The organism is Paraburkholderia sp. BL6669N2, assembly GCF_003387275.1.
GTDB lineage: Bacteria > Pseudomonadota > Gammaproteobacteria > Burkholderiales > Burkholderiaceae > Paraburkholderia.
The window spans coordinates 4,028,710-4,048,236 of sequence record NZ_QUNA01000002.1; the positions used below are offsets into that span (position 1 = coordinate 4,028,710).

At 61.4% G+C, this 19,527-nt stretch carries 16 protein-coding genes; 4 read left to right on the forward strand and 12 right to left on the reverse strand.

What is annotated here, in order from left to right:
• Positions 1-95: 95 nt before the first annotated feature.
• Complete coding sequence (locus B0G80_RS40720) at positions 96-1,424, reverse strand: aspartate aminotransferase family protein (protein WP_116123193.1); 1,329 nt, start codon at positions 1,422-1,424, stop codon at positions 96-98.
• Positions 1,425-1,666: 242 nt separating this feature from the next.
• Here B0G80_RS40720 and B0G80_RS40725 point away from each other — a divergent pair, with 242 nt between their 5' ends.
• Positions 1,667-3,082: a PLP-dependent aminotransferase family protein gene (locus B0G80_RS40725; RefSeq protein ID WP_116123932.1), complete on the forward strand. Its 1,416-nt coding sequence runs from the start codon at positions 1,667-1,669 to the stop codon at positions 3,080-3,082.
• A gap of 9 nt (positions 3,083-3,091) precedes the next feature.
• Here the strand turns inward: B0G80_RS40725 and B0G80_RS40730 are convergent, their stop codons facing one another.
• From B0G80_RS40730 to B0G80_RS40765, 8 genes are all read right to left on the reverse strand, one after another.
• Positions 3,092-3,715 (reverse strand): LysE family translocator, encoded by a 624-nt coding sequence (locus tag B0G80_RS40730; protein WP_116123194.1) that lies wholly within the window; start codon positions 3,713-3,715, stop codon positions 3,092-3,094.
• Between the two features lie 182 nt (positions 3,716-3,897).
• Positions 3,898-4,629, reverse strand: coding sequence for an ABC transporter substrate-binding protein (locus B0G80_RS40735; protein ID WP_116123195.1), 732 nt, complete (start codon positions 4,627-4,629; stop codon positions 3,898-3,900).
• A 46-nt stretch (positions 4,630-4,675) separates the two neighbouring features.
• The gene (locus B0G80_RS40740) at positions 4,676-5,956 is read right to left on the reverse strand and encodes an MFS transporter (protein ID WP_116123196.1); all 1,281 of its coding nucleotides are present in this window, start codon (positions 5,954-5,956) and stop codon (positions 4,676-4,678) included.
• Between the two features lie 135 nt (positions 5,957-6,091).
• Positions 6,092-7,141, reverse strand: coding sequence for an Ldh family oxidoreductase (locus B0G80_RS40745; protein ID WP_116123197.1), 1,050 nt, complete (start codon positions 7,139-7,141; stop codon positions 6,092-6,094).
• A 216-nt stretch (positions 7,142-7,357) separates the two neighbouring features.
• Positions 7,358-8,275, reverse strand: coding sequence for a LysR family transcriptional regulator (locus tag B0G80_RS40750; protein WP_116123198.1), 918 nt, complete (start codon positions 8,273-8,275; stop codon positions 7,358-7,360).
• 144 nt (positions 8,276-8,419) lie between these two features.
• Positions 8,420-9,211, reverse strand: a complete 792-nt coding sequence (locus tag B0G80_RS40755) for a MipA/OmpV family protein (RefSeq protein ID WP_116123199.1) — start codon at positions 9,209-9,211, stop codon at positions 8,420-8,422.
• Entirely contained in the window at positions 9,208-10,089 is an 882-nt protein-coding gene (locus B0G80_RS40760) for a carboxylesterase (protein WP_116123200.1), read from the reverse strand. Before B0G80_RS40760 ends, B0G80_RS40755 begins: the two co-directional genes overlap by 4 nt.
• A gap of 2 nt (positions 10,090-10,091) precedes the next feature.
• A complete protein-coding gene (locus tag B0G80_RS40765; RefSeq protein ID WP_116123201.1) occupies positions 10,092-10,889 on the reverse strand; it encodes a DUF4118 domain-containing protein in 798 nt (265 codons plus the stop codon).
• Positions 10,890-11,103: 214 nt separating this feature from the next.
• Between B0G80_RS40765 and B0G80_RS40770 the strand changes: the two genes are divergently transcribed.
• The gene (locus B0G80_RS40770) at positions 11,104-11,910 is read left to right on the forward strand and encodes an alpha/beta hydrolase (RefSeq protein WP_116123202.1); all 807 of its coding nucleotides are present in this window, start codon (positions 11,104-11,106) and stop codon (positions 11,908-11,910) included.
• Between the two features lie 32 nt (positions 11,911-11,942).
• On the opposite strand, the gene B0G80_RS40775 is transcribed toward B0G80_RS40770, so the two are convergent.
• Entirely contained in the window at positions 11,943-13,148 is a 1,206-nt protein-coding gene (locus tag B0G80_RS40775) for a hypothetical protein (protein WP_258879182.1), read from the reverse strand.
• A 637-nt stretch (positions 13,149-13,785) separates the two neighbouring features.
• Here B0G80_RS40775 and B0G80_RS40780 point away from each other — a divergent pair.
• Positions 13,786-14,799 (forward strand): ABC transporter substrate-binding protein, encoded by a 1,014-nt coding sequence (locus B0G80_RS40780; protein ID WP_116123204.1) that lies wholly within the window; start codon positions 13,786-13,788, stop codon positions 14,797-14,799.
• Positions 14,800-15,100: 301 nt separating this feature from the next.
• The gene (locus B0G80_RS40785) at positions 15,101-16,252 is read left to right on the forward strand and encodes a porin (protein WP_181920170.1); all 1,152 of its coding nucleotides are present in this window, start codon (positions 15,101-15,103) and stop codon (positions 16,250-16,252) included.
• Between the two features lie 210 nt (positions 16,253-16,462).
• Here B0G80_RS40785 and B0G80_RS40790 read toward each other — a convergent pair whose 3' ends face one another.
• Together B0G80_RS40790 and B0G80_RS40795 are read right to left on the reverse strand one after the other, a co-directional pair.
• Positions 16,463-17,509: a zinc-dependent alcohol dehydrogenase family protein gene (locus B0G80_RS40790; RefSeq protein WP_116123205.1), complete on the reverse strand. Its 1,047-nt coding sequence runs from the start codon at positions 17,507-17,509 to the stop codon at positions 16,463-16,465.
• Between the two features lie 202 nt (positions 17,510-17,711).
• Positions 17,712-19,448 carry an FAD-dependent oxidoreductase gene (locus B0G80_RS40795; protein WP_116123206.1) on the reverse strand — a complete coding sequence of 579 codons (1,737 nt, stop codon included), beginning with the start codon at positions 19,446-19,448 and terminating at the stop codon, positions 17,712-17,714.
• Between the last annotated feature and the right edge of the window lie 79 nt (positions 19,449-19,527).

Here is a 19,527-nt window from a genome sequence, read left to right on the forward strand (position 1 = left end):
ATGCTTTGTTCGAGCGCGTCGTAAGACATATGCCGCGCTAAAAAAAAGCGGCGCATTAACGCGCCGCCTTCTTCCTGTTACTTATCGCGAACCGGTTACTGCACCGTGGCCAGCACGTCGCCCACAGTCTTGAAGATGTGCGCGATCTGCTCTTCGTTGATGATAAGCGGCGGCGAGAACGCAAGAATATCGCCCGTAAAGCGCACCAGCACGCCCGCTTCGAAGCACTTGACGAACGCCTCGTAAGCGCGCGCGCCCGGTGCGCCGTCGCGCGATTCGAGTTCCACGCCGGCGATCATGCCGAGGTTGCGCACGTCCTTCACGTGTTTTGCGCCGCGCAGCGAATGGGCGGCGGCTTCGAACGTCGGCGCGAGCGTCGCGGCGCGTTCGAACAGACCTTCGCGCTTATACAGGTCCAGCGTCGCGACCGCGGCAGCCGTCGCGGCCGGGTGGGCCGAATACGTGTAGCCGTGGAACAGCTCGATCGCGCCTTGCGCGCCGCTGTTCACGATGCTGTCGTGCACCGTGCGGCTCGCGGCCACCGCGCCCATCGGGATTGCGGCATTGTTGATGGCCTTCGCCATCGTGATCAGGTCAGGCGTCACGCCGAAATATTCGCTCGCCGTGGCCTTGCCGACGCGGCCGAACGCGGTGATCACTTCGTCGAAAATCAGCAGGATGCCGTGCTTCGTGCAAATCTCGCGCAGCTTTTGCAGATAACCCTGTGGCGGAATCAGCACGCCCGTCGAGCCGGCCACCGGTTCGACGATCACGGCGGCAATGGTCGATGCGTCGTGCAGCGTGACGATGCGCTCGAGTTCTTCGGCGAGATGCGCGCCCCAAGCCGGCTGACCCTTCGTGAACGCGTTGTGTTCGAGGTTATGGGTGTGCGGCAGATGATCGACCGCCGGAAGCAGCGCGCCCGAGAAGGTCTTGCGGTTCGGTGCGATGCCGCCGACCGAAATGCCGCCGAAGCCCACGCCGTGATAACCGCGCTCCCGGCCGATCAGACGCGTACGCTGCCCTTCGCCGCGCGAACGGTGATACGCGAGCGCGATTTTCAACGCGGTGTCGACCGATTCCGAACCCGAGTTCGTGAAGAAGATGCGGTCGAGGCCTTCCGGCATCAGTTCCGCGACTTTCGTGGCCGCTTCGAAGGCGAGCGGGTGGCCCATCTGGAAAGTCGGCGCGAAGTCGAGCGTGGAGAGTTGCTGAGTGATCGCCGCGACAATTTCCTCGCGGCCGTGGCCGGCGTTCACGCACCACAGACCCGCGCAACCATCGAGCACTTCGCGCCCGTCCGTGCTGCGGTAGTACATGCCCTTGGCCGATTCCAGCAGGCGCGGCGCGGCCTTGAACTGGCGGTTGGCGGTGAAGGGCATCCAGAAAGACGACAGATCGTCGATGACAGGGCGCGAAGTCATGGTATCTCCTCGAATCGAAGTAGTCCCCCAAAAGGACTTCCTTCGGGGCATGGCGAAACTGTAGCGTTCGCGGTTTAATGGCGGCATAAACAGTTGACGCGGTGTGGCGCTAACTGTGTTGGTGGATCTGCGTCAACTGTGTCGATGCGTGCCATGGCGGGTCGGCACGCTCGCCGGCGCCGCGTTTCGCACATATTCACATGTTCAGCCGCCCCGCGCGGCCCGCTTTTTTCGTCCAGACCATGATCGAACTACAACTCGAGCGCGACCGGCGCGCCGCTCCCACGCTCGTCGAGCAGGTGGTGCAAGGCTTCGCGCGTGCCATCGAGGGGCAATCGCTGCGCGCGGGCGCGCTCCTGCCGTCGGTGCGGCAACTGGCGCAGAGCCACGACCTGAGCACCTTCACCGTCACCGAGGCGTACAACCGGCTGGTGTCGATGGGCCTCGTGGTCGCGCGGCGCGGCTCTGGCTATCGCGTGGCGCCGCGCTCGCAGTCCGCGCGAGTCGCCGCCACCGACTGGCAGCCGCCGAGCCTCACCGCGACCTGGCTCCTGTCCGACGTGTTCGCCGACCATTCGGTGCCGATCAAGGCGGGCGGCGGCTGGCTGCCGAACGAGTGGATCAACGAAACCGGTTTGCAGCACGCGCTGCGTGCCATGAGCCGGGTCCCGGCGGCGCGCCTGGGCGATTACGGGCATCCATACGGATTCGCGCCGTTGCGCGAGCGGATCGCCGAGCAGCTCGACCGGCGCGGCCTGCCGGTGGAAGTGTCCAACATCCTGCTCACGCAAGGCGCGACGCAAGGGCTGGATCTGATCGTGCGCACGCTGCTGCGAACGGGCGACGCCGTGATCGTCGAAGATCCCGGTTATTGCAATCTGCTGCAGATTCTCAAGTTGGCCGGCCTCGTGGTGCACGGCGTGCCGCGCACGCCGGCGGGCGTCGATACGGACGTGCTCGAAGCGCTGGTTGCCGAGCACAAGCCGAAGGCGATCTTCGTCAACACGACGCTGCAGAATCCGACCGGCGCGACCTTCGGCATGTCGGCGGCGTTCCGCCTGCTGCAGATCGCCGAGCGTCAGCGCATGTGGGTGATCGAGGACGACGTGAGCCGCGAACTCGCGCCGTCCGGCGCACCCTTGTTCGCGGCGATGGAAGGCTTGCAGCGCGTGCTGTACGTCGGCGGTTTTTCGAAGACGGTGACGCCGGGGCTGCGCTGCGGCTACGTGGTTGCCGAGCGCGCGGTGCTGCGCGAACTGGCGCGCACGAAGATGGCGGTGGGATTGACGTCGTCGGAGGCGATCGAGCGGATCGTCGACAAGGTGCTGCTGGAAGGGCGCTACGCGCGTCACGTGGAAGCCGTCAACGAGCGCCTCAAGCTCGCGCACGCGACCGTTGAAGATCGGCTCGATTCGCTGGGTCTGGAACTGTTTCACCGGCCGCGCGCCGGGCTGTTTTTGTGGGCGCGCTTGCCGATCGAAGCGGAGCGGGCCGGCGAAGTCGCGACGGCCGCGCTCACCCACGGTATCTGGCTCGCGCCGGGCTCCTACTTTCGTCCGGACGATGCCCCGAGCGCCTGGTTCCGCTTCAATGCACCGTACTCGACCGATGATGCGTTGTGGCGGTTCATCGAGCGGGTGGGACAGGGAACGTTATAGCGACCGCGTTCAGGCCGCCTGGCCGATCAGCTTCAGCGCGATCGGGTACAACGACAGCACCAGCAACAGCGCCATCGCCACATTGAAGATGCGCAGCCGCTTCGGGTCCGACAGCACCTGCCGCATGGCGGTGCCGAAACCCGCCCATAAGCAGATACACGGAAAGCCGATCACGTAGAAGATCACCGCCATCGCGATGGCGTTCATGCTGTAGCTCTCGCTGAGGTGGATCGTCGTGGCGGCGGTCAGCACCATCATCCATGCCTTCGGATTCACCCATTGGAAGGCAATCGCTTCGTAGAACTTCATGGGCCGGCGCTCGCCCTTCTTCACCTTCAACTCGCCCGAGGTGCCGATTTTCCACGCAAGGTACAGCAGATAAGCAACGCTCGCGACCTCGAGCACCGTGTACAGCACCGGGAAATGCACGAAGGCTTCGCCCAGACCGATCCCGACCGACAGCATCAACAGCACGACGCCGGCGCTGATACCGGACAGATGCGGCAACGTGCGACGGAACCCGAAATTGACCCCGGAGGCCAGCAGCATCGTGTTGTTCGGACCGGGTGTGATGGTGGTGACGAGCGCGAACAGGATGCCGGCAGGCAGCGCGCTGAGACTGAGATAAGACATGGCAAGCTCCGGTGTCGGTCGAAAGGACGTTGGAGCATTCTAGCGAGAGTCGCCGGTACAGTACCGGTACGCTTTGTGAGATGGTGTCCGGTACGGGCGGGCGCGTGAAAAGCTGGGGACTCGGTGTCATTTCCCATATCACGACAACCGCCTTCCCGCATGCGCCGCGCGCCTGATCCCGCTTACGCGGCGGGCGCAACCGACGCGCCGGCAATCTTGTGCCGCGCGAGAGATTGGGCGACGAGCCCGGATGCTTTCGCTTCCTCGACAAACGCATGCAATGCGTGCGCTGCCGCTGCGCCACGGCTTTTCGGCACGCCCATCGCCTGGCGGATCACCATGAAGCGCCCGTCGAGCAGACGCAGGCCGGGCGCTTGACGTGCGTCGGCTTCGAGCTGCTGCCTCACGCCTGCCGCGACTTCGAGGTTCTGTTCGAGGAATATTCGGACCACCGTCGGCGACGTCGGCGCGCGCACGATCTGCGCGTGTTTCAGCTCGCGAGTCAGGAACAGGTCATAAGCGCTGCCCTCGCCAACGGCCACACGCACTGACTGCTGATCGACATCCTCGTTACGGCGAATCGGCGATTCATCGCGCACGAGATAACAGCCTTCGATCAACACGTAGGGCTCGGTGAACGCGATGGTTTCTCCTCGTCGCGGATCTACGGCGAAGAAGCCGAAATCCGCTCGTTCCTCGCTGACCGCCTGCACGGACTTGCCCGCTGCATCGAATACCACGAGTTCCAGTTCCACACCGAGCGAGGCCGCGAACGCGCGCGCCAGATCGACGGAAACGCCGGTCGGCTCACCTGATGCGTCCTTGCCCGCGAGAATCGGATTGCCGAGATTGATCGAGGCGCGCAGCTTGCCGGTGGGTGTGAATGCACGAATGATGGACGGGTCGGTTTTCATGGACGAGTGGAGTCAGGAATCGGGTTTTGCATATCGACACGGACGTTCAGCCGCAGACACGCGCACTGCTCGACTCGACGCGAGTCGATGATCGCGGCCGCAGCAGTATCGTCACGGCGAGCACGCTGGCGAGCGCTATGCCGCCAGCCAGGACGAAAGCGCTGAAGAACGTATGACTCTGCTGGACCAGAAATCCGGTTGCAGTCGGACCGACGATGCCGGCACAGTTCGCGATAGCGTGCACGCACCCGCCCACTCTGCCGAGTTTCGGACCGGGAATCGTGTCCTGAATCAGCGCCCAGTAGGTACTGCCGCTCAAATATAAAGCAAACACGGCAATGGCCATTAGCACCAGCGCGCTGACCGTTGTGGTCACGGCGCCGGCAAGCGCGACGCAGACACCCGCGGTGCCGAGGCATACGATCAGCACCCACTTGCGGGCACGCAGCGCATTGCCTGTGCGGCGAAAGATCAGATCGGACAGCACACCGCTCAATCCGTACCCGACGAATCCCAATACCCACGGCAACACCGTCGCCAGACTCATGCTTTTCAGGCTCAAATGACGATCCATAGTTAGAAAGCTCGGGAACCAGGTCAGGAAGAAAAACAGAATGTAGCTGTAACCGAAGTACGAAATCATCGCCGCGAGAATGGCGGGTTGCTTGAGGTAGAAGCCAAGGCTCCGGACTTCCGAAGGATCTTCCGGGACGCTGCGATCTGATTCGATCAGTTGTCGTTCTTCATCGGATATGCGGGGATGCTGGTGCGGCTTGTCGGTCGCCATGAACTGCCAGAAAACCAGCCAAAGCAATCCGAAACAGGCGATTCCCGCGAACGCGACGCGCCAGCCATAGGCCGCTGTCAGCAACCCGACCACCGGCCCTGCAACCGCGCCACCCAGCGGTAGACCACAATTTGCGAAGCCGAATGCCGTCGCCGATTCTTTATGCGGGAACCAGTTGTTCACGATCTTGTTGATCGTCGTCGCAAGCGGGCCTTCGGCCATGCCGAAAAGAGTGCGGATCGCGAGCAGCGACCCGAAGCCGGTCGCGAGGCCGGTCGCGCCGCAAAACAGCGACCACGTCAAAATTGCCCCTGAAAACACGCGCTTGCCGCCCCAGCGGTCCGCCGCCCAGCCGCCGATGAAATTGAAGGCCGCGTAGCCGATGAAAAACGTCGAGAACAATAGTCCAAGGCTGCCCGGCGACATGTGCAATTCCTGCATCACGGCGGGCGCCGCGACGGATAAAGCCGACCGGTCGAGATAGTTGATGAAGCCTGCGATGAACAGCAGCAAGACGATACGCCAACGAATGTTTGTCACCTGTCCCTCCTTGAGTCTTTTATGTTTTAGACGGCCCGCGCGCTCGATAGCGCTGCCCGGTCCGTTGAGTCTCCTTGCTCGCCGCAACCCGCCTTGGAAGCTCGCAGGGCGCGGCGTAGCTGACGAATCGCCGCTTCAGTTGTGTGGCCGCGCGGCGGCTCGCAGCATGGCGAGTTGCGCCGCGCCGATGTCGATGCCTGCCGCCATCTGACGTTCCAGAAGACCGAGTTCGATCTGGCCGGGCACGATCACAGGCGCATTCGGATCGGCAGGCCGGGAGCCGTGCAGAATTGCCGCGTAGTCGGCCATACGCGCGGCGAGCCACGCGCCGCTGCCAAGCCTGGTCGTATCGATCAGGATAAAGAAGTGGCCGAGATTCTGCGGCTGTTCGGGGTCGTCCTCCCACGACTTCACGTGCGTCAGATAGGCCGCTCCGGAAAGCATTCCTGCGAACAGATCGACGACCAGTGCGAGGCCATAACCCTTGTGGCCGCCGATCGGGAGCAGGAAGCCATCGAGCGCGGCTTTCGGGTCGGTGGTCGGCTTGCCTTGGGCGTCGGTTGCCCAGTCGCCGGGAATCGGTTCGCCGCGCTTGAGCGCGTTGCGAATCTTTGCGCGCGCTGCGACGCTGATCGCCATGTCCAGAATAAACGGATGGCCTTCCGGGTTCGGGACGCCGAAGCCGACAGGACTGTTGCCCAGGCGCGCGTCGGTGCCGCCCCACGGCGCGATCGTCGTCGTTGCGTTGCTGCCGATGATGCTCGCGAACCCGTTCATGGCGGCGAGGTACGAATACGGCGACACCGGGCCGAAGTGATTGCTGCCTCGCACGAACACGCACGCGATGCCGTGCTCGCGCGCGGCCGTCATCGCCAGATCGAGTGCGCGAAAGCCGACGAGCGGACCGATACCGTTGTCGCCGTCGAGACGATGAAGCGCCGGGCCCACTTGTTCGGAGCTGATCGACGGCTTGGGATTGATTCCGCCGATGCGCAGGCGAGAGCCGTACGATTCGATTCGGCTGGTGCCGTGCGTGCGCAAACCGAACAGGTCGGCGAGTACGAGGATGGTGGCGGTGTCGGTGGCGTCGGCGCGATCGAGGCCGAGCGCGCAGAGTGCTTCGATTGTCAGTTCGGTCAATTGCGCCTTGCTGACCATACCCTGAGTGGTGGTGGATTGAGTCATGGAACGGGTCGTCTCCTTCGATCTAAAAACTGTGCGGGTCAAGCGACTGCGACAGCACAGCGCTTGCGTTTCACACATGATCGGTCAGGCGTCACCCGCGTGACAAACGCATATTTTCGTTCGATTGGTGCGTCGAATGCACGAATCGGGCTGCAACTGGCGCAACGGCAACGTGGTCGCCTGAAGCGATTACAGCGCTTCAGCGCATAGCATTGCTTAAGCGCCGGCGTCTACGGGCAGCGCGTCGGATGCGCGAAGCTCCGTCAACAGCTGAAGGAAGAAGCGTCCGGCAGAAGACAAGCCGCGCCCGCGACGCTGGAGTACGCCCAGCGTGCGCCGGATAGGCGGATCGACGAGCGCGACGCTCGTGAGTGCTTTGTGAGGGCCACGAGGCATGGCGAGGCGAGGCACGACGCCCACGCCGAGTCCGGCTTCCACCAGGCTCACGAGAGCCGGCACATGGCGCACTTCACAGAACCATTTGGGCCTGTCAACGACGCCGGCCAGCGCTTCGTCAATGACCGCGCGATTGCCGCTGCCCTGTGCCACCGCCAGATAGTCGAGGTTGGCGAGTTCCGCCCAGGCGACCGATTTGCGCCTGGCGAGCGGATGGGCGCGCGGACAGGCGAGGACGAAAGGGTCGTCCAGGAGCGGCGTGAACTCGATGTCCGGCTCCTGTGTGCCGACGTAAGTAAGACCGAAATCGGCTTCGCCGCGCGCCACAGCCAGAAAAACCATCGACGACGGCTCGTCGATCAAGCGCAGGCGGATGCCGGGATAACGCTCGTGATAGAGAGCAATGGCTTCAGGAAGGAAATAGCGCACGGCCGAGGGCACGCACGCAATGGTGAGCTCGCCGGTCATCTTGCGCGCGAAATCGTCGAACTCGAGCATCGAGTTGTCGATCTCGTTGAGGATTCGATATGCCCGATCCAGAAACCCGCGACCCACGATCGTCAGATCCATCTTGCGCGTGGTTCGCTCGAAAAGCCTGACGCCGAGTGCGTCCTCCAGTTTCTCGATGCGACGCGAGAGCGCCGACGCTGAAAGGTGCAACGAGTCGGCAGCAGCGCGAAAACTGCCGAGATCGGCTGTGGCGACGAAGGCGCGCAAGTCGGATATCTCGAAGTTCATTCCAGAGGTCGCAACGATGAAGAGAGTCGCTCAGTGTCGATGCACCGCCGCGCGTTGTCAATTCGTGCGCGCGACACAATAATCGACCGCCGATGCCGTCTCCGACGCCGCCGGTCCATTCCCGCGCGCGAAAGACTTTCACAGCTAGAAGCGGTAAAGGACCGACGCCATCCCGTTGAGGTCGAGCCGACGCTCGGTGATCGGACTGCCTGCGGCGTAACGCTCGAGGCGTCCCGCGACTACGGCAACGTTCGCCGACCAGTGCGGATTGATTTTGTAAGTCGCATTCACGTTGAAGTGAATATCACGCAAGCCGGAACCGGTATCGTAGTGTGGCAATCCCGATGCCGCACTTTCCTGCGGCGTGATGCCGAACAAGGTCTGCGTATAGGTCGCGTTGGCCCAGGTAAGGCCCGGACCCATCGAAATGAGCCAGTTGCCGACCGGCGCCGATACGAACAGATCGGCCATCGCCGTGAGACCCTGTCCGGTTCCGGCGATGTCCTGATAGGCCGCCAGCGCGCCGGTGAACGCCCACCACGTGTAATCGCCGAAGAGCCGCAGCTTCGGTCCATGGTGCACATCGGGCAGGCCTCTGAGCCGCGCATCGTCGGACGACGATCTCGACTGGAAGTCGAAACTCACCGACATACCGAAGTGATAGTTCTCTCCATGCAGTACGTTGACGCCGAGCACATCGGGACCCTGCGAGAAAAATCGCTCCTTCCATGAAATGTCCTGCACGGGGAAGGGAAGCTTTTGAAGCTTTGAGGAGCCAGGGAACTTCGGGAACACGTACATGCCGGGCCCGACCGAAATTTTCCAATCGCTGTCCGCCTGCGGTTCATCGGCGTGCGCGACGCCCATCGTGCAGCATGCTGTGACCGCTGCGAGCGCCAGATAACGGCGTGCAAAAGTTGTAATGTCCTGTCTCATGCTTTCCTCGCCACGGCGGCCAACTGTCTCAGGCGCCGCGCGAGCGCCCGTGATACGACAGGCGTCGGATTGTCGCAACTCGCCGACGCCGCAGCGCTTTCGCGCATGAAGAGCGCGCATTCTCGCGCGACGACCTCACGCTCGTTGTCCGATGTGATCATGTGGTACGAGTCGTCGAGCCAGATGGTGCGAAGAAACGACGCCCCCACGTTCGCCATGACGTAGCGCGCGTTGTGCGGGCTAGACGTCTCGTCGTCGATCGCATGAATGATGAGGCAGTCGGTGCTGATGCTCTTTAGCTTTTTGCGCACTGAACTCGTTAGCCGGCCCGCTTCATGAAGCGCGGGCACCCCAATGGATGCGGGTCCCACTTCGCTGATTTCGCCTCTCTGCATCACGCGTGCAATTTTCGAGCGCAGCGCTTCGTTGCGCAGCCCATAGGGTTCGTGCTCGCGATAACGGTAGCGCGAGCGCAGTGGCGTGTAATAGACGTAATCGAGCAAAAATCGATACCAGGGAATCGCCCAGCCGTCGTAACTAAGTGTGATCGACAACAACAGCAACGCGCGCGCGGCCGGGCGCTGCTGAGCGACGGCGGCGGCCAGCGTCGCGCCCATGGAGAGGCCGCATACCGAAACATGTCGGTGCCGCGATGCAAGCGCGTCAAATTCGGCGACGGCTGCGCTGATCCACTCTTCCATTGGGACGTGCCCCGCACCGGCGCTATAGCCACGAATTTCTGGCGTGTGAGTCACAAACCCTTCTTCGACTAGCGCGCGAGAGAGGAACCGCAATTCCGCCGGAGAACTCGACAGGCCGTGCAAGAGCAGGACAGCGTGATCGTTGCCCGGAGCAGTGTGAAATGGAGATGTGTTCATGGTCAGTCTTCCGCCCGGAGGATCAGAAAGTCGCCTGACGGCGTAGTAAAGCGTTCGCACACACATTCGACTGCGCGCCAACCGTGTCCAGTTGATAGAAAACGCATGCGGTGATGACCCGGCACCAGCCGGTCGTTCACGCGCGCGAGATCGTCCTGATGTACTTGCGAATGCCTGGCGCCGTAAGCGATGCCCGTAAGAAGCGTTTCGTCGTCAATGATGCCGGTGGCCGTGGAGGTTGCCGCTGCCGCGACGAAACTGCCAGGCGGCGCGCTCGTTGCCGGATCGAGCGCTTTGATGAGAATGAGCGACCGGTTGTGCTGCGCGATGTGATGCAGCATGCGATGCATTTCATCGGTGGCACGACGCGCGATCAGGCGTTCGTTATCGCCGCGCAGCAGCATTTCATAGCGCGAGAGCGCGACAGACGCCAGCAGTTCGGCGCGATACTGCGCGCGTTTCAGTCGCTCGACCAGCGTGATGACTAATACCGTGATGAGCGAATACGAGACAAGCAGACGGATGTCCGATTCATCAATGATGTCGATGCGTCCGTACGGCGGCACGAACAGATAATCCGCGAGGCAGAGTCCCGCGAGCATCACGCTCACTGCGGGCGCGAGGCCGCAATAATATTCCACGAGCACGGCGGCGATAAGAAAGGCGGTGCCCGGCATGATCGGGCCGAGCAGCGGGTGAAGTATCGTGCGAATGGCAGCGGCGGTAAAAAGTGCCGCCGCTGCGATGATCCACCGTTTGCGGCCTCGCGAAGCCCATCGCCGGGAGTTTTTTACTTTCATTTGTTTTGTACAGCGAGATGACGTTTACGCAAAAACCGGTGATTGTGCCAGACACTTTTGTGGCCTCAGCCGCTATATCGGTCAAAATTTTTTGACTGGACGGTATTTCCGTCAGTGCAATGGCGGCAAACCAAACGTGGCGAATGGCGCATCGAAGCGCTGATAGTCTTTATACTGGCGCCGAAACTAATAAGCTTACCGTGCGAGCCAAAGCATGCGCCTGCTCACCTATGCCTTATGCTTCGTTATGGTCGCCTATCTGGCGGCGGCACTGGCGCTGTATCTGATGCAGGACCGCCTGCTGCTTCCCTCCACGCCCGACACAGCCGATCTGCGCACGGTCGTGAACAAAGTTAGCCATATTGAAGCGTGGAAAGCGCAAGGCTCGTTCGCGGGTTATGTCGTCACGCCGACCGATCACGAATCCCGCGGCACGTTCATCCTTTTTCACGGCAACGAAGAGTCGGCGGAAACCAAGCTGCCGCTCGCCGAAGTATTCGTGCGCGCCGGGTATCGGGTCGTGATTGTCGAGTATCCGGGGCACGGCAGGCGGGGAGGTGAGCGCACCATGAAAGCGGCGACCGTTGCTTCGCGCGAGGCCTTGTCGGCCGTACTCTCACAATGGCGCGGGCCGGTCTATCTGGTGGGCGAATCTCTGGGCGCGGGCATGGCATCGCAAGTGGTCAAGGGCAACGAATCGGCGATTGCGGGCGTCCTGCTCATTACGCCGTGGGATTCGCTGGCCGATGTGGCCGCCGAGAAGTATCCGATTTTCCCGGTGCGGTGGCTGCTGCACGATGGTTTTGATTCGGTCGCCGCCGTATCGCGCTACGGCGGTCCGCTTGTCATTGTCGGCGCGCAGCGGGACGACGTGATTCCGGTCGCACATGCACGGCGTTTCGCGAGCGAACACGATCACGCGCGGCTCATGCTGTTGCCCAGCGCCGATCACGATAGCTGGTTCGGCGCCATGACGCCGCAGGACTGGCGACGCGTTCTGCAATGGCTGAATGCCACATGACGCGTCGCCTGATTTGAAGCGCATCCGAAAGTCTAGCGGGTCGAGAACACTGAGATGCCCCCGTTGGGAAATCCTGCCGCGCCAGGCTGGAACGGCACGTACACTTGCCCAAGCGCGCTGTCGATGGCGACAGAATGCGCCCCGGTGCCTACCGGTACCTTAAAGAGCAATTGCCGTGAAGCGCCATCGATTACGCCCATCTGCGGGCTAAATCCTGAAGCCGCGGCGATACCGCTCGTGACGTAGTGCCGGGCCGGCAGGAAATAGCGGTTGGAAGTCGGATCGTAGTTGACCTGATCCACCCCGCCAAACGGCAGGCTGGCCTGGATTGCGCCACTCGCACGATCGAGGATCAGCGTGATGAGCGGGTCGCCGGCCGGCGGATCGCATCCAACGAGCACGTCGGTATTCGGGCCAAGCACGATCCCCGCCGGTCCGCATTTCCCTAGTGGAAACGATTTGCTGACAGAAGGACTGCCCGCCGCTGCGGAACTGCCGGTGATGACATCGAGTTGGCCTTCGGGATTGGCAGCGGTCCCGTCGTTGTTGATCAAAAAGCTCTTCGAGACAGGGTCGTATGTGCACGCTTCGAGCCCCGACGAACCGTTGAAAGGCAGTTTTACCACCGCCTTTTGTGTCAGCGTCGAAATGAACGTGACGAACGGGGGCGAGTCTCCGGGGCTCGCATACATCACGAGATGATCGTCAGGATCGTAGCAGCCCTCATCGACGCGCGATCCGGAATTACTGATGGCGATCGTGTTGACCGTCTTTTGCGCCGCCGTATCGATCACCTTAACCGAGTCGACGTCGCCGACGTAGATCGTGTTCGTGCCGGTGATACCTACAATTCCGTCTGGACCGGACTCATTTGTTGTGGCGCCGGCACCGATGAACGGCCCCGGAATCTGTGCGATCAGCGTGTTCGATTTAGTGTCCACGACGTCGACCGCCTTGTTATTGCGGTCGGCAAGAAAGTACTTGCCGGCCTCCACGTAGCCAATATCGAAACTGAATGGTGGGCTCGAAGCGTTGGGCACGGCGATGTTCGTCAATAGCTTTGGCGGCGTCGGGGCGCTGACGTTATCGCCACCTCCGCAGCCGGCCAGTGCGGCCGCAGCTAGCAAAACCAAAGTCGTTATGCGCGTTCCCATCGATTTGTCTCCTTTCCGTTTATTGGCTCGAGCGCCGGTCCGGAGATCGGCTAGAGCATTGAACTTATATCCACTTCTGAACAAGTACGATCATTGAACAATTCTTAAGGAAAGCTTAAGAATATGATCGTTTGAAGAGACCGCCACGTCTCCCACAGATGCCGCCTCGCAGCGCAAGGATTGTGGCCATAGACTCGGCGTCTGGCTCACACAATGGCGGCGCGACGAAGAATCGGAAAGTAAAACTTATTTATGGTCTGCATTACGTGGACGCTATACCCGTAATGAAACTGAAGCTTCCACAGCGGTGATGGTGACATGCCGGCCGCAACTTTTGCGCTGCAGATTTTGACGGTACTGCGCGACATCGCCGGAGTTCAGTGAGCCACGCATGTTGGGCCGCACGGGCGCTCGGAGCAGCAGAGACCCGTTGTCTGTTTCCCAGCACTTTTTAATCACCTGTTATGTAACCGCCGGGCCGCACCAGTGTGCGTTTTCGGCCGATTTTTTCACGATCAGCAGGCACTCCAGGATGAGGTAAGAGGCAATCGACGCAGAGCGTAACTGCGCCGGGCTTTCGCATCCGGCGACGGCCATCTCATGGAAATCCCCGAGTCGACAGGCTGTGCCGTGAAAGCGGAGAGAAGGATTGGTGCTTCCATACTTGCGCCATCGATCCAGACAGGCAGCACTTCGCGGCCGACAATAACGGAGACTATCGATGCAACCGAAAACTACGGCGTTTCGCCACATTGCTGGCGCCTGCTGCCTGCTGTTTGGTCTTGCCTCACAACCAGCGACGGCCGCCGATAGCGGGAAGATCACAATCATGGTCGGCGGCATTACCAAGCTGATCTATCTGCCGGCGCGACTGACCGAGCAGCTCGGCTACTTCAGGGACGAGGGGCTCGACGTTGAACTGCTGTCGCAGCCTGCTGGTGTCGACGCAGAGAACGAACTGCTGGCTGGTGCCGTCCAGGCTGTCGTAGGGTTCTACGACCACACGATCGATCTGCAGACCAAGGGCAAGGACGTCAAGGCGATCGTCGTGTTCGGCCAGGTGCCGGGCGAGGTCGAAATGGTATCGACCAAGGCGGCCGACACGATCAAGTCCATGGCCGACGTCAAGGGCAAGACGCTGGGCGTGACGGGCCTCGGTTCGTCGACCAGCTTCCTGACGCAATACCTCGCCGGACAGCACGGGATCCAGTCGACCGAATACACGATGCTGCCGGTAGGCGCCGACGCCAGTTTCATCGCGGCAATCAAACAGAACCGTATCGACGCTGGCATGACGACGGAGCCCACGATATCCGCATTGCTCAAATCGGGCGAGGCGAAGGTGCTCGTCGATATGCGCTCGGTCGAGGGAACGAAGGCGGCGCTGGGCGGTACCTATCCCGCGTCGAGTCTCTACGTGCAGGCAGCATGGGCTGTTTCGCACAAGACGGAGGCCACGAAGCTCGCTCATGCATTTGTTCGCACGATGCAGTTCATTCACACGCATAGCGCCGAGGAAATCGCGGCGAAGATGCCCAGCGACTATCAGAAAGACAAGCCGCTGTACGTGAGCGCCCTGAAGGCGTCCCTGCCAATGTATACCGCCGACGGCAAGATGCCGGCTGATGGCCCGGCGACCGTGCTCAAGGTGCTCTCGGCGTTCAATCCGTCGGTCAAAGGCAAGCATGTTGAACTGGACAAAACCTACACCAACGAGTTTGTCAGTGCGAAATAGGTCATGTTGCGACGGGCAAGGCGATCCCGGAAACGATGTGATGGAAAGAGTGTTCAGTCTGGATGTCGAGCCGGATGCGGACGCCATCGGCATCTAGATGCCGATGGCGCGCTCCGTCGGCGGTATTCCGATTAATGGACCGGAGCGCTGCCCGTATATCAGTGAATGCACTGAGTTGTTCGAGCAATACGGGAAAGGAGCGTGAAGGATTGAGGTAAGTAGGATTGCGTTCATTCGCATGCCGGATCGGACATCCGACAGGCGGAGCGCAGCAGTCGCACGCAGAACAATCAGATTTTCAATGCAGCAATCGGAGGAGACGATCTTGAAGAAAAAGTATCTTACGCTGGCCATCGCGGCCAGCGCACTTGGAGCGACAGCCGCGCACGCGCAGTCGAGTGTCCAGCTTTATGGACTGATGGACCTGAGCTTTCCGACCTACAGAACGCACGCGGACGCCAACGGCGATCACACCATCGGCATGGGCAACGACGGCGAACCGTGGTTCAGCGGGAGTCGCTGGGGCCTGAAGGGCGCCGAGGACATCGGTGGCGGTTCAAAAATCATTTTCCGGCTCGAGAGCGAATTCGTCGTCGCCAACGGCCAGATGGAAGATCCGGGCCAGATCTTCGACCGCGATGCATGGGTCGGTATCGAGAACGACACGTTCGGCAAGATCACGGCGGGCTTCCAGAACACCATCGCGCGCGATTCGGCGGCGATCTATGGTGACCCCTATGGCAACGCGCGGCTGACCACGGAAGAGGGCGGCTGGACCAACTCGAATAATTTCAAGCAGATGATTTTCTATGCGGCCAGCGCGACGGGCACGCGTTACAACAACGGTGTCGCCTGGAAGAAGCTCTTCAGCAACGGGATCTTCGCGAGCGCCGGTTACGCATTCGGCAACTCAACGAGTTTCAGCTCCAACTCCAATTACCAGGCGGCGCTCGGTTATAACGGCGGCGTGTTCGACGTGTCGGGTTTTTATAATCACGTGAATCGCGTTGGCTTTACCAACCAGACATGGTCGGTGGGCGGCAACTATAACTTCGGCATTCTGCGCGCCAATGCGGGTTATTTCCGCTACCTCGGCAATCAGGGCTCGCTCGGTCAGCGTCAGGATAACGCGTGGACCGTGTCGCTCAAGCTGTCGCCGAAGGGCCCGCTCGACTACCAGCTCGGCTATCAGCAAATGCGCGTGAAGAACGCAGCGTACAACGGCGATGGCGACATTCCGAACGCGAACATTGGCGCTTTCGATCCGGCATCGGGCCTTCACAACGGCTTCAAGGAAACGCTGTACGGGTCGGTGTTCTATCACCTGTCCAAGCGTACCGAACTGTATCTGGCCGGCGACTACATGAGGCTTCATGGCGGCTATACGGTCGGCAGCACGTTTGGCGCGACCAACCAGCTTGAACTGACGACAGGCGTGCGCACCCGCTTCTGATCCTCGAAGGCGTGCCTCCCGGCTGATTCATCGCCGAAATGTGCTCCTGTTTGCGGCGACGGAAATCCGTTCGCCGCTTTTCAAGCTCGCTATTCGCGCACGCTTCAACCAGCAGAAGCGGTCATACGGTCTGATTTGATGGCACGAGTCAAGGGGCTCCAGTTCCGCCGACAGCGTCGCCAGAGCGCTTGGTCCGGGCAGTTTCTTCATCTACCGGGCCTCGTTCGAGATGACAACTTTCAAGGCCCGTGAATTCCTCGCATCGGAGAACGTGGCGTAGGCATCCATGATCCGGTCGAGCGTGAAGCGGTGCGTGACCAGCTTCTTCGGTTCAAGACGTTTCGACTCCACAGTTGAAAGCAGCATAGGGGTGGTGTACGTATCCACAAGGCCGGTTGTCAATGTGATGTTGTGTGACCAGAGCCGCTCCAGATGCAGGTCCACCTTTGTGCCATGAACGCCTATGTTCGCGATCGTCCCGCCTGCGCCAATGATGGACTCGCAAATGGCAAATGTCGCCGGGATACCGACTGCCTCTATTGACACATCCACACCGCGGTTGACGGTGAGCGCCATCACCTGTTCGACGGCATTGCCTGCGCCGCTGTTGACGAGGTCTGTGGCACCGAACTGCTTCGCGACCTCCAGCCGGTTGTCGTCGACATCGACGACGATAATCTGCGCCGGCGCGAAGAACTGAGCCGTCATCAGTGAGGCGAGACCGACCGGCCCCGCGCCCACGATGGCAACGCTCTGACCCGGTTTGAGCTTGCCATTGAGTATCCCGCATTCGAAGCCCGTCGGCAGGATATCGCTGAGCATCACGAGAGCCTCCTCATCGGCGCCGGCGGGCGTGTGATAAAGGCTTGAGTCGGCATGCGGGATGAGGACCTTCTCGGCCTGCGTACCGTCAATGAGATGCCCAAGAAGCCACCCACCTGTGGTGCAATGGGAATACATCTGCCGTCGGCAGAATTCACATTTTCCGCAAGAACTGATACATGAGATCAGTACAAGGTCGCCGATCATGAAGTTGGACACGGCGTTGCCGACCGCTTCGACGACACCGACACCCTCATGACCCAGCGTCGTGCCGGGCCGCACCTTTGGGACGTCTCCTTTCAGAATGTGCAGGTCCGTGCCGCAGATCGTCGTCTTCGTGATACGCACAATCGCATCCGTGGGCTTCGCGATTGTCGGTTCCGGCTTGTCCTCGAGGGCCTTCTGGCCCGGACCATGAAACACCAATGCTTTCATCTCCACCTCCCGACGGCATTGCACTGCCAGTACCCGGTCAACCGAACGCGATATTCTCCGGCCGCGGTCATCATGATGTCCCTGACTACGCCCCGTAGGAACCCGATATGCTGCGCTGCGACCACAAAGCACAGACCGACATTGCGGACGTCAACTGGAGGCTTGTCTTGTGGCGCTGTCCGAGCAAGTGAATTCGCGTGCCTCAGCTGCCCGACGCGGCAAGGTAACTATGAATCTGATGTACCACAGCCGCGCCTTCACCTACTGCGGCCGCGACACGCTTGATCGAGCCGGAGCGAACGTCGCCGATCGCGAACACACCCTCGATGCTTGTCCGCAAAGGTGACGCTGCAAGGCCCGCTTCGGGAAGGTCGGTGCCCGTCAAGACGAATCCTTTGCTGTCCAACGACACACCACATGTCTTCAACCAGGCTGAATTCGGTTCGGCGCCCACGAACACGAACAGATGGTGCGCCGTCATCGTCCCCTCGATACCGCCGGCGCCGCGGAAATGCACGCGCTCCAGACGTGCGTCACCTTCGAGTGCGGTTAGTTCGGTACGCGTATGAACCGTCACGTTCTCCAGCCCGGTAACACGCTCGATCAGATAGTGCGACATGCTCTTTTCGAGGCTCGAGCCGCGGATAAACAGGTGGACGTGTTCCGCGTGCGTCGCCAGAAACACCACAGCCTGTCCCGCGGAGTTGCCGCCGCCCACGAGCAGCACCGATTCTTTGCGGCAAAGCCTCGCCTCGATCGGCGAGGCCCAGGAATAGACGCCATGGGATTCGAGACGCGCTAGTCCTTCGACACTGAGACGCCGGTACTCCGCGCCGCTCGCGATCACGACGGTACGGGCGGAGATGCGCCGCGCGTCGTCAAGCTCCACGATGAACGGGTGCCGATCGCAGTACAGCATCTTGACTTCACAGGGAATGCCGAGATGCGCGCCGAACTTTTGCGCCTGAGCGAACGCGCGGCTCGCCAGCGCATGTCCGGTGATGCCGGTGGGAAACCCCAGGTAATTTTCGATACGCGAACTCGTACCGGCCTGGCCGCCTGGCGCCCGGCCGTCGAATGCGGCCACCGATAGCCCTTCGGATGCGGCATAGACCGCCGTCGCGAGCCCCGCCGGTCCAGCGCCGATGATCGCCACATCGTAGACGTGAGTTGAATCGAACTCGGGAACGAGTCCTAGACATGAAGCCAGTTGACCCTCGTCGGGGTTTCTCAGCATCGTGCCGTTGGGGCACAGCACCAGCGGGAAATCGTCGGGCTGCGTCGTCAGCCGGTCGAGCAGCGCGACAGCTTCCGCATCGCTCTGCGCATCGATCGTCGTTTGCGGACAGCCATTGCGGTGAAGAAAATCCTGCAAGGCTACGAGCCGCGCGTTACCGGGCGGTCCGACGAGAACGACGCCCTGCCCGCGCTCGATGATCAAGGCGCGCCTCAGGATCAACGCACGCATGATTTTTTCGCCGAGGTCGGCTTCGCTCATCATCATCGCGGTGAGTCCGTCGGGCCGCAGCAACAGCGCTTCGACATCCTCTACGACGTGCGCGTCGAGCAGGGCGGGCTTGCGCGAGAGCTGTGCGACATCGGAGGTAAACTCGCCGTACCCTGTCTGAGTCCGAACGACGCGTTCGCGGCCCAAACCGTCGCGTCCGACGATGCGAACCTTGCCTGAAAGCAGGATGAACACACCCGGGCTGATGGTTCCGGCGCGATAAAGCAGTTCACCCGCGGCGTAGCGGCAACGGCTGGCAAAGCGCCGCAGCCTGTCGACCTCGGCTTGAGTCAGGACCGGAAACATCTGCTGGAAACGCGGATGGTCGCGCACAGTCGGATCTTCGGCCAGTTCGCCCTCCCGCGCACGCTGCGCCTCGCCCACTGGTTCGCGGACTAACGCGCTGCCCGATGTTACTGACTCGTTGTCCATCTGAGATTTCCCTCGCGACAATCCTCAACGAGCGGTGTGGCCTCGATTGGCTTCGACACATGAGGCGAGTCGTCGATGA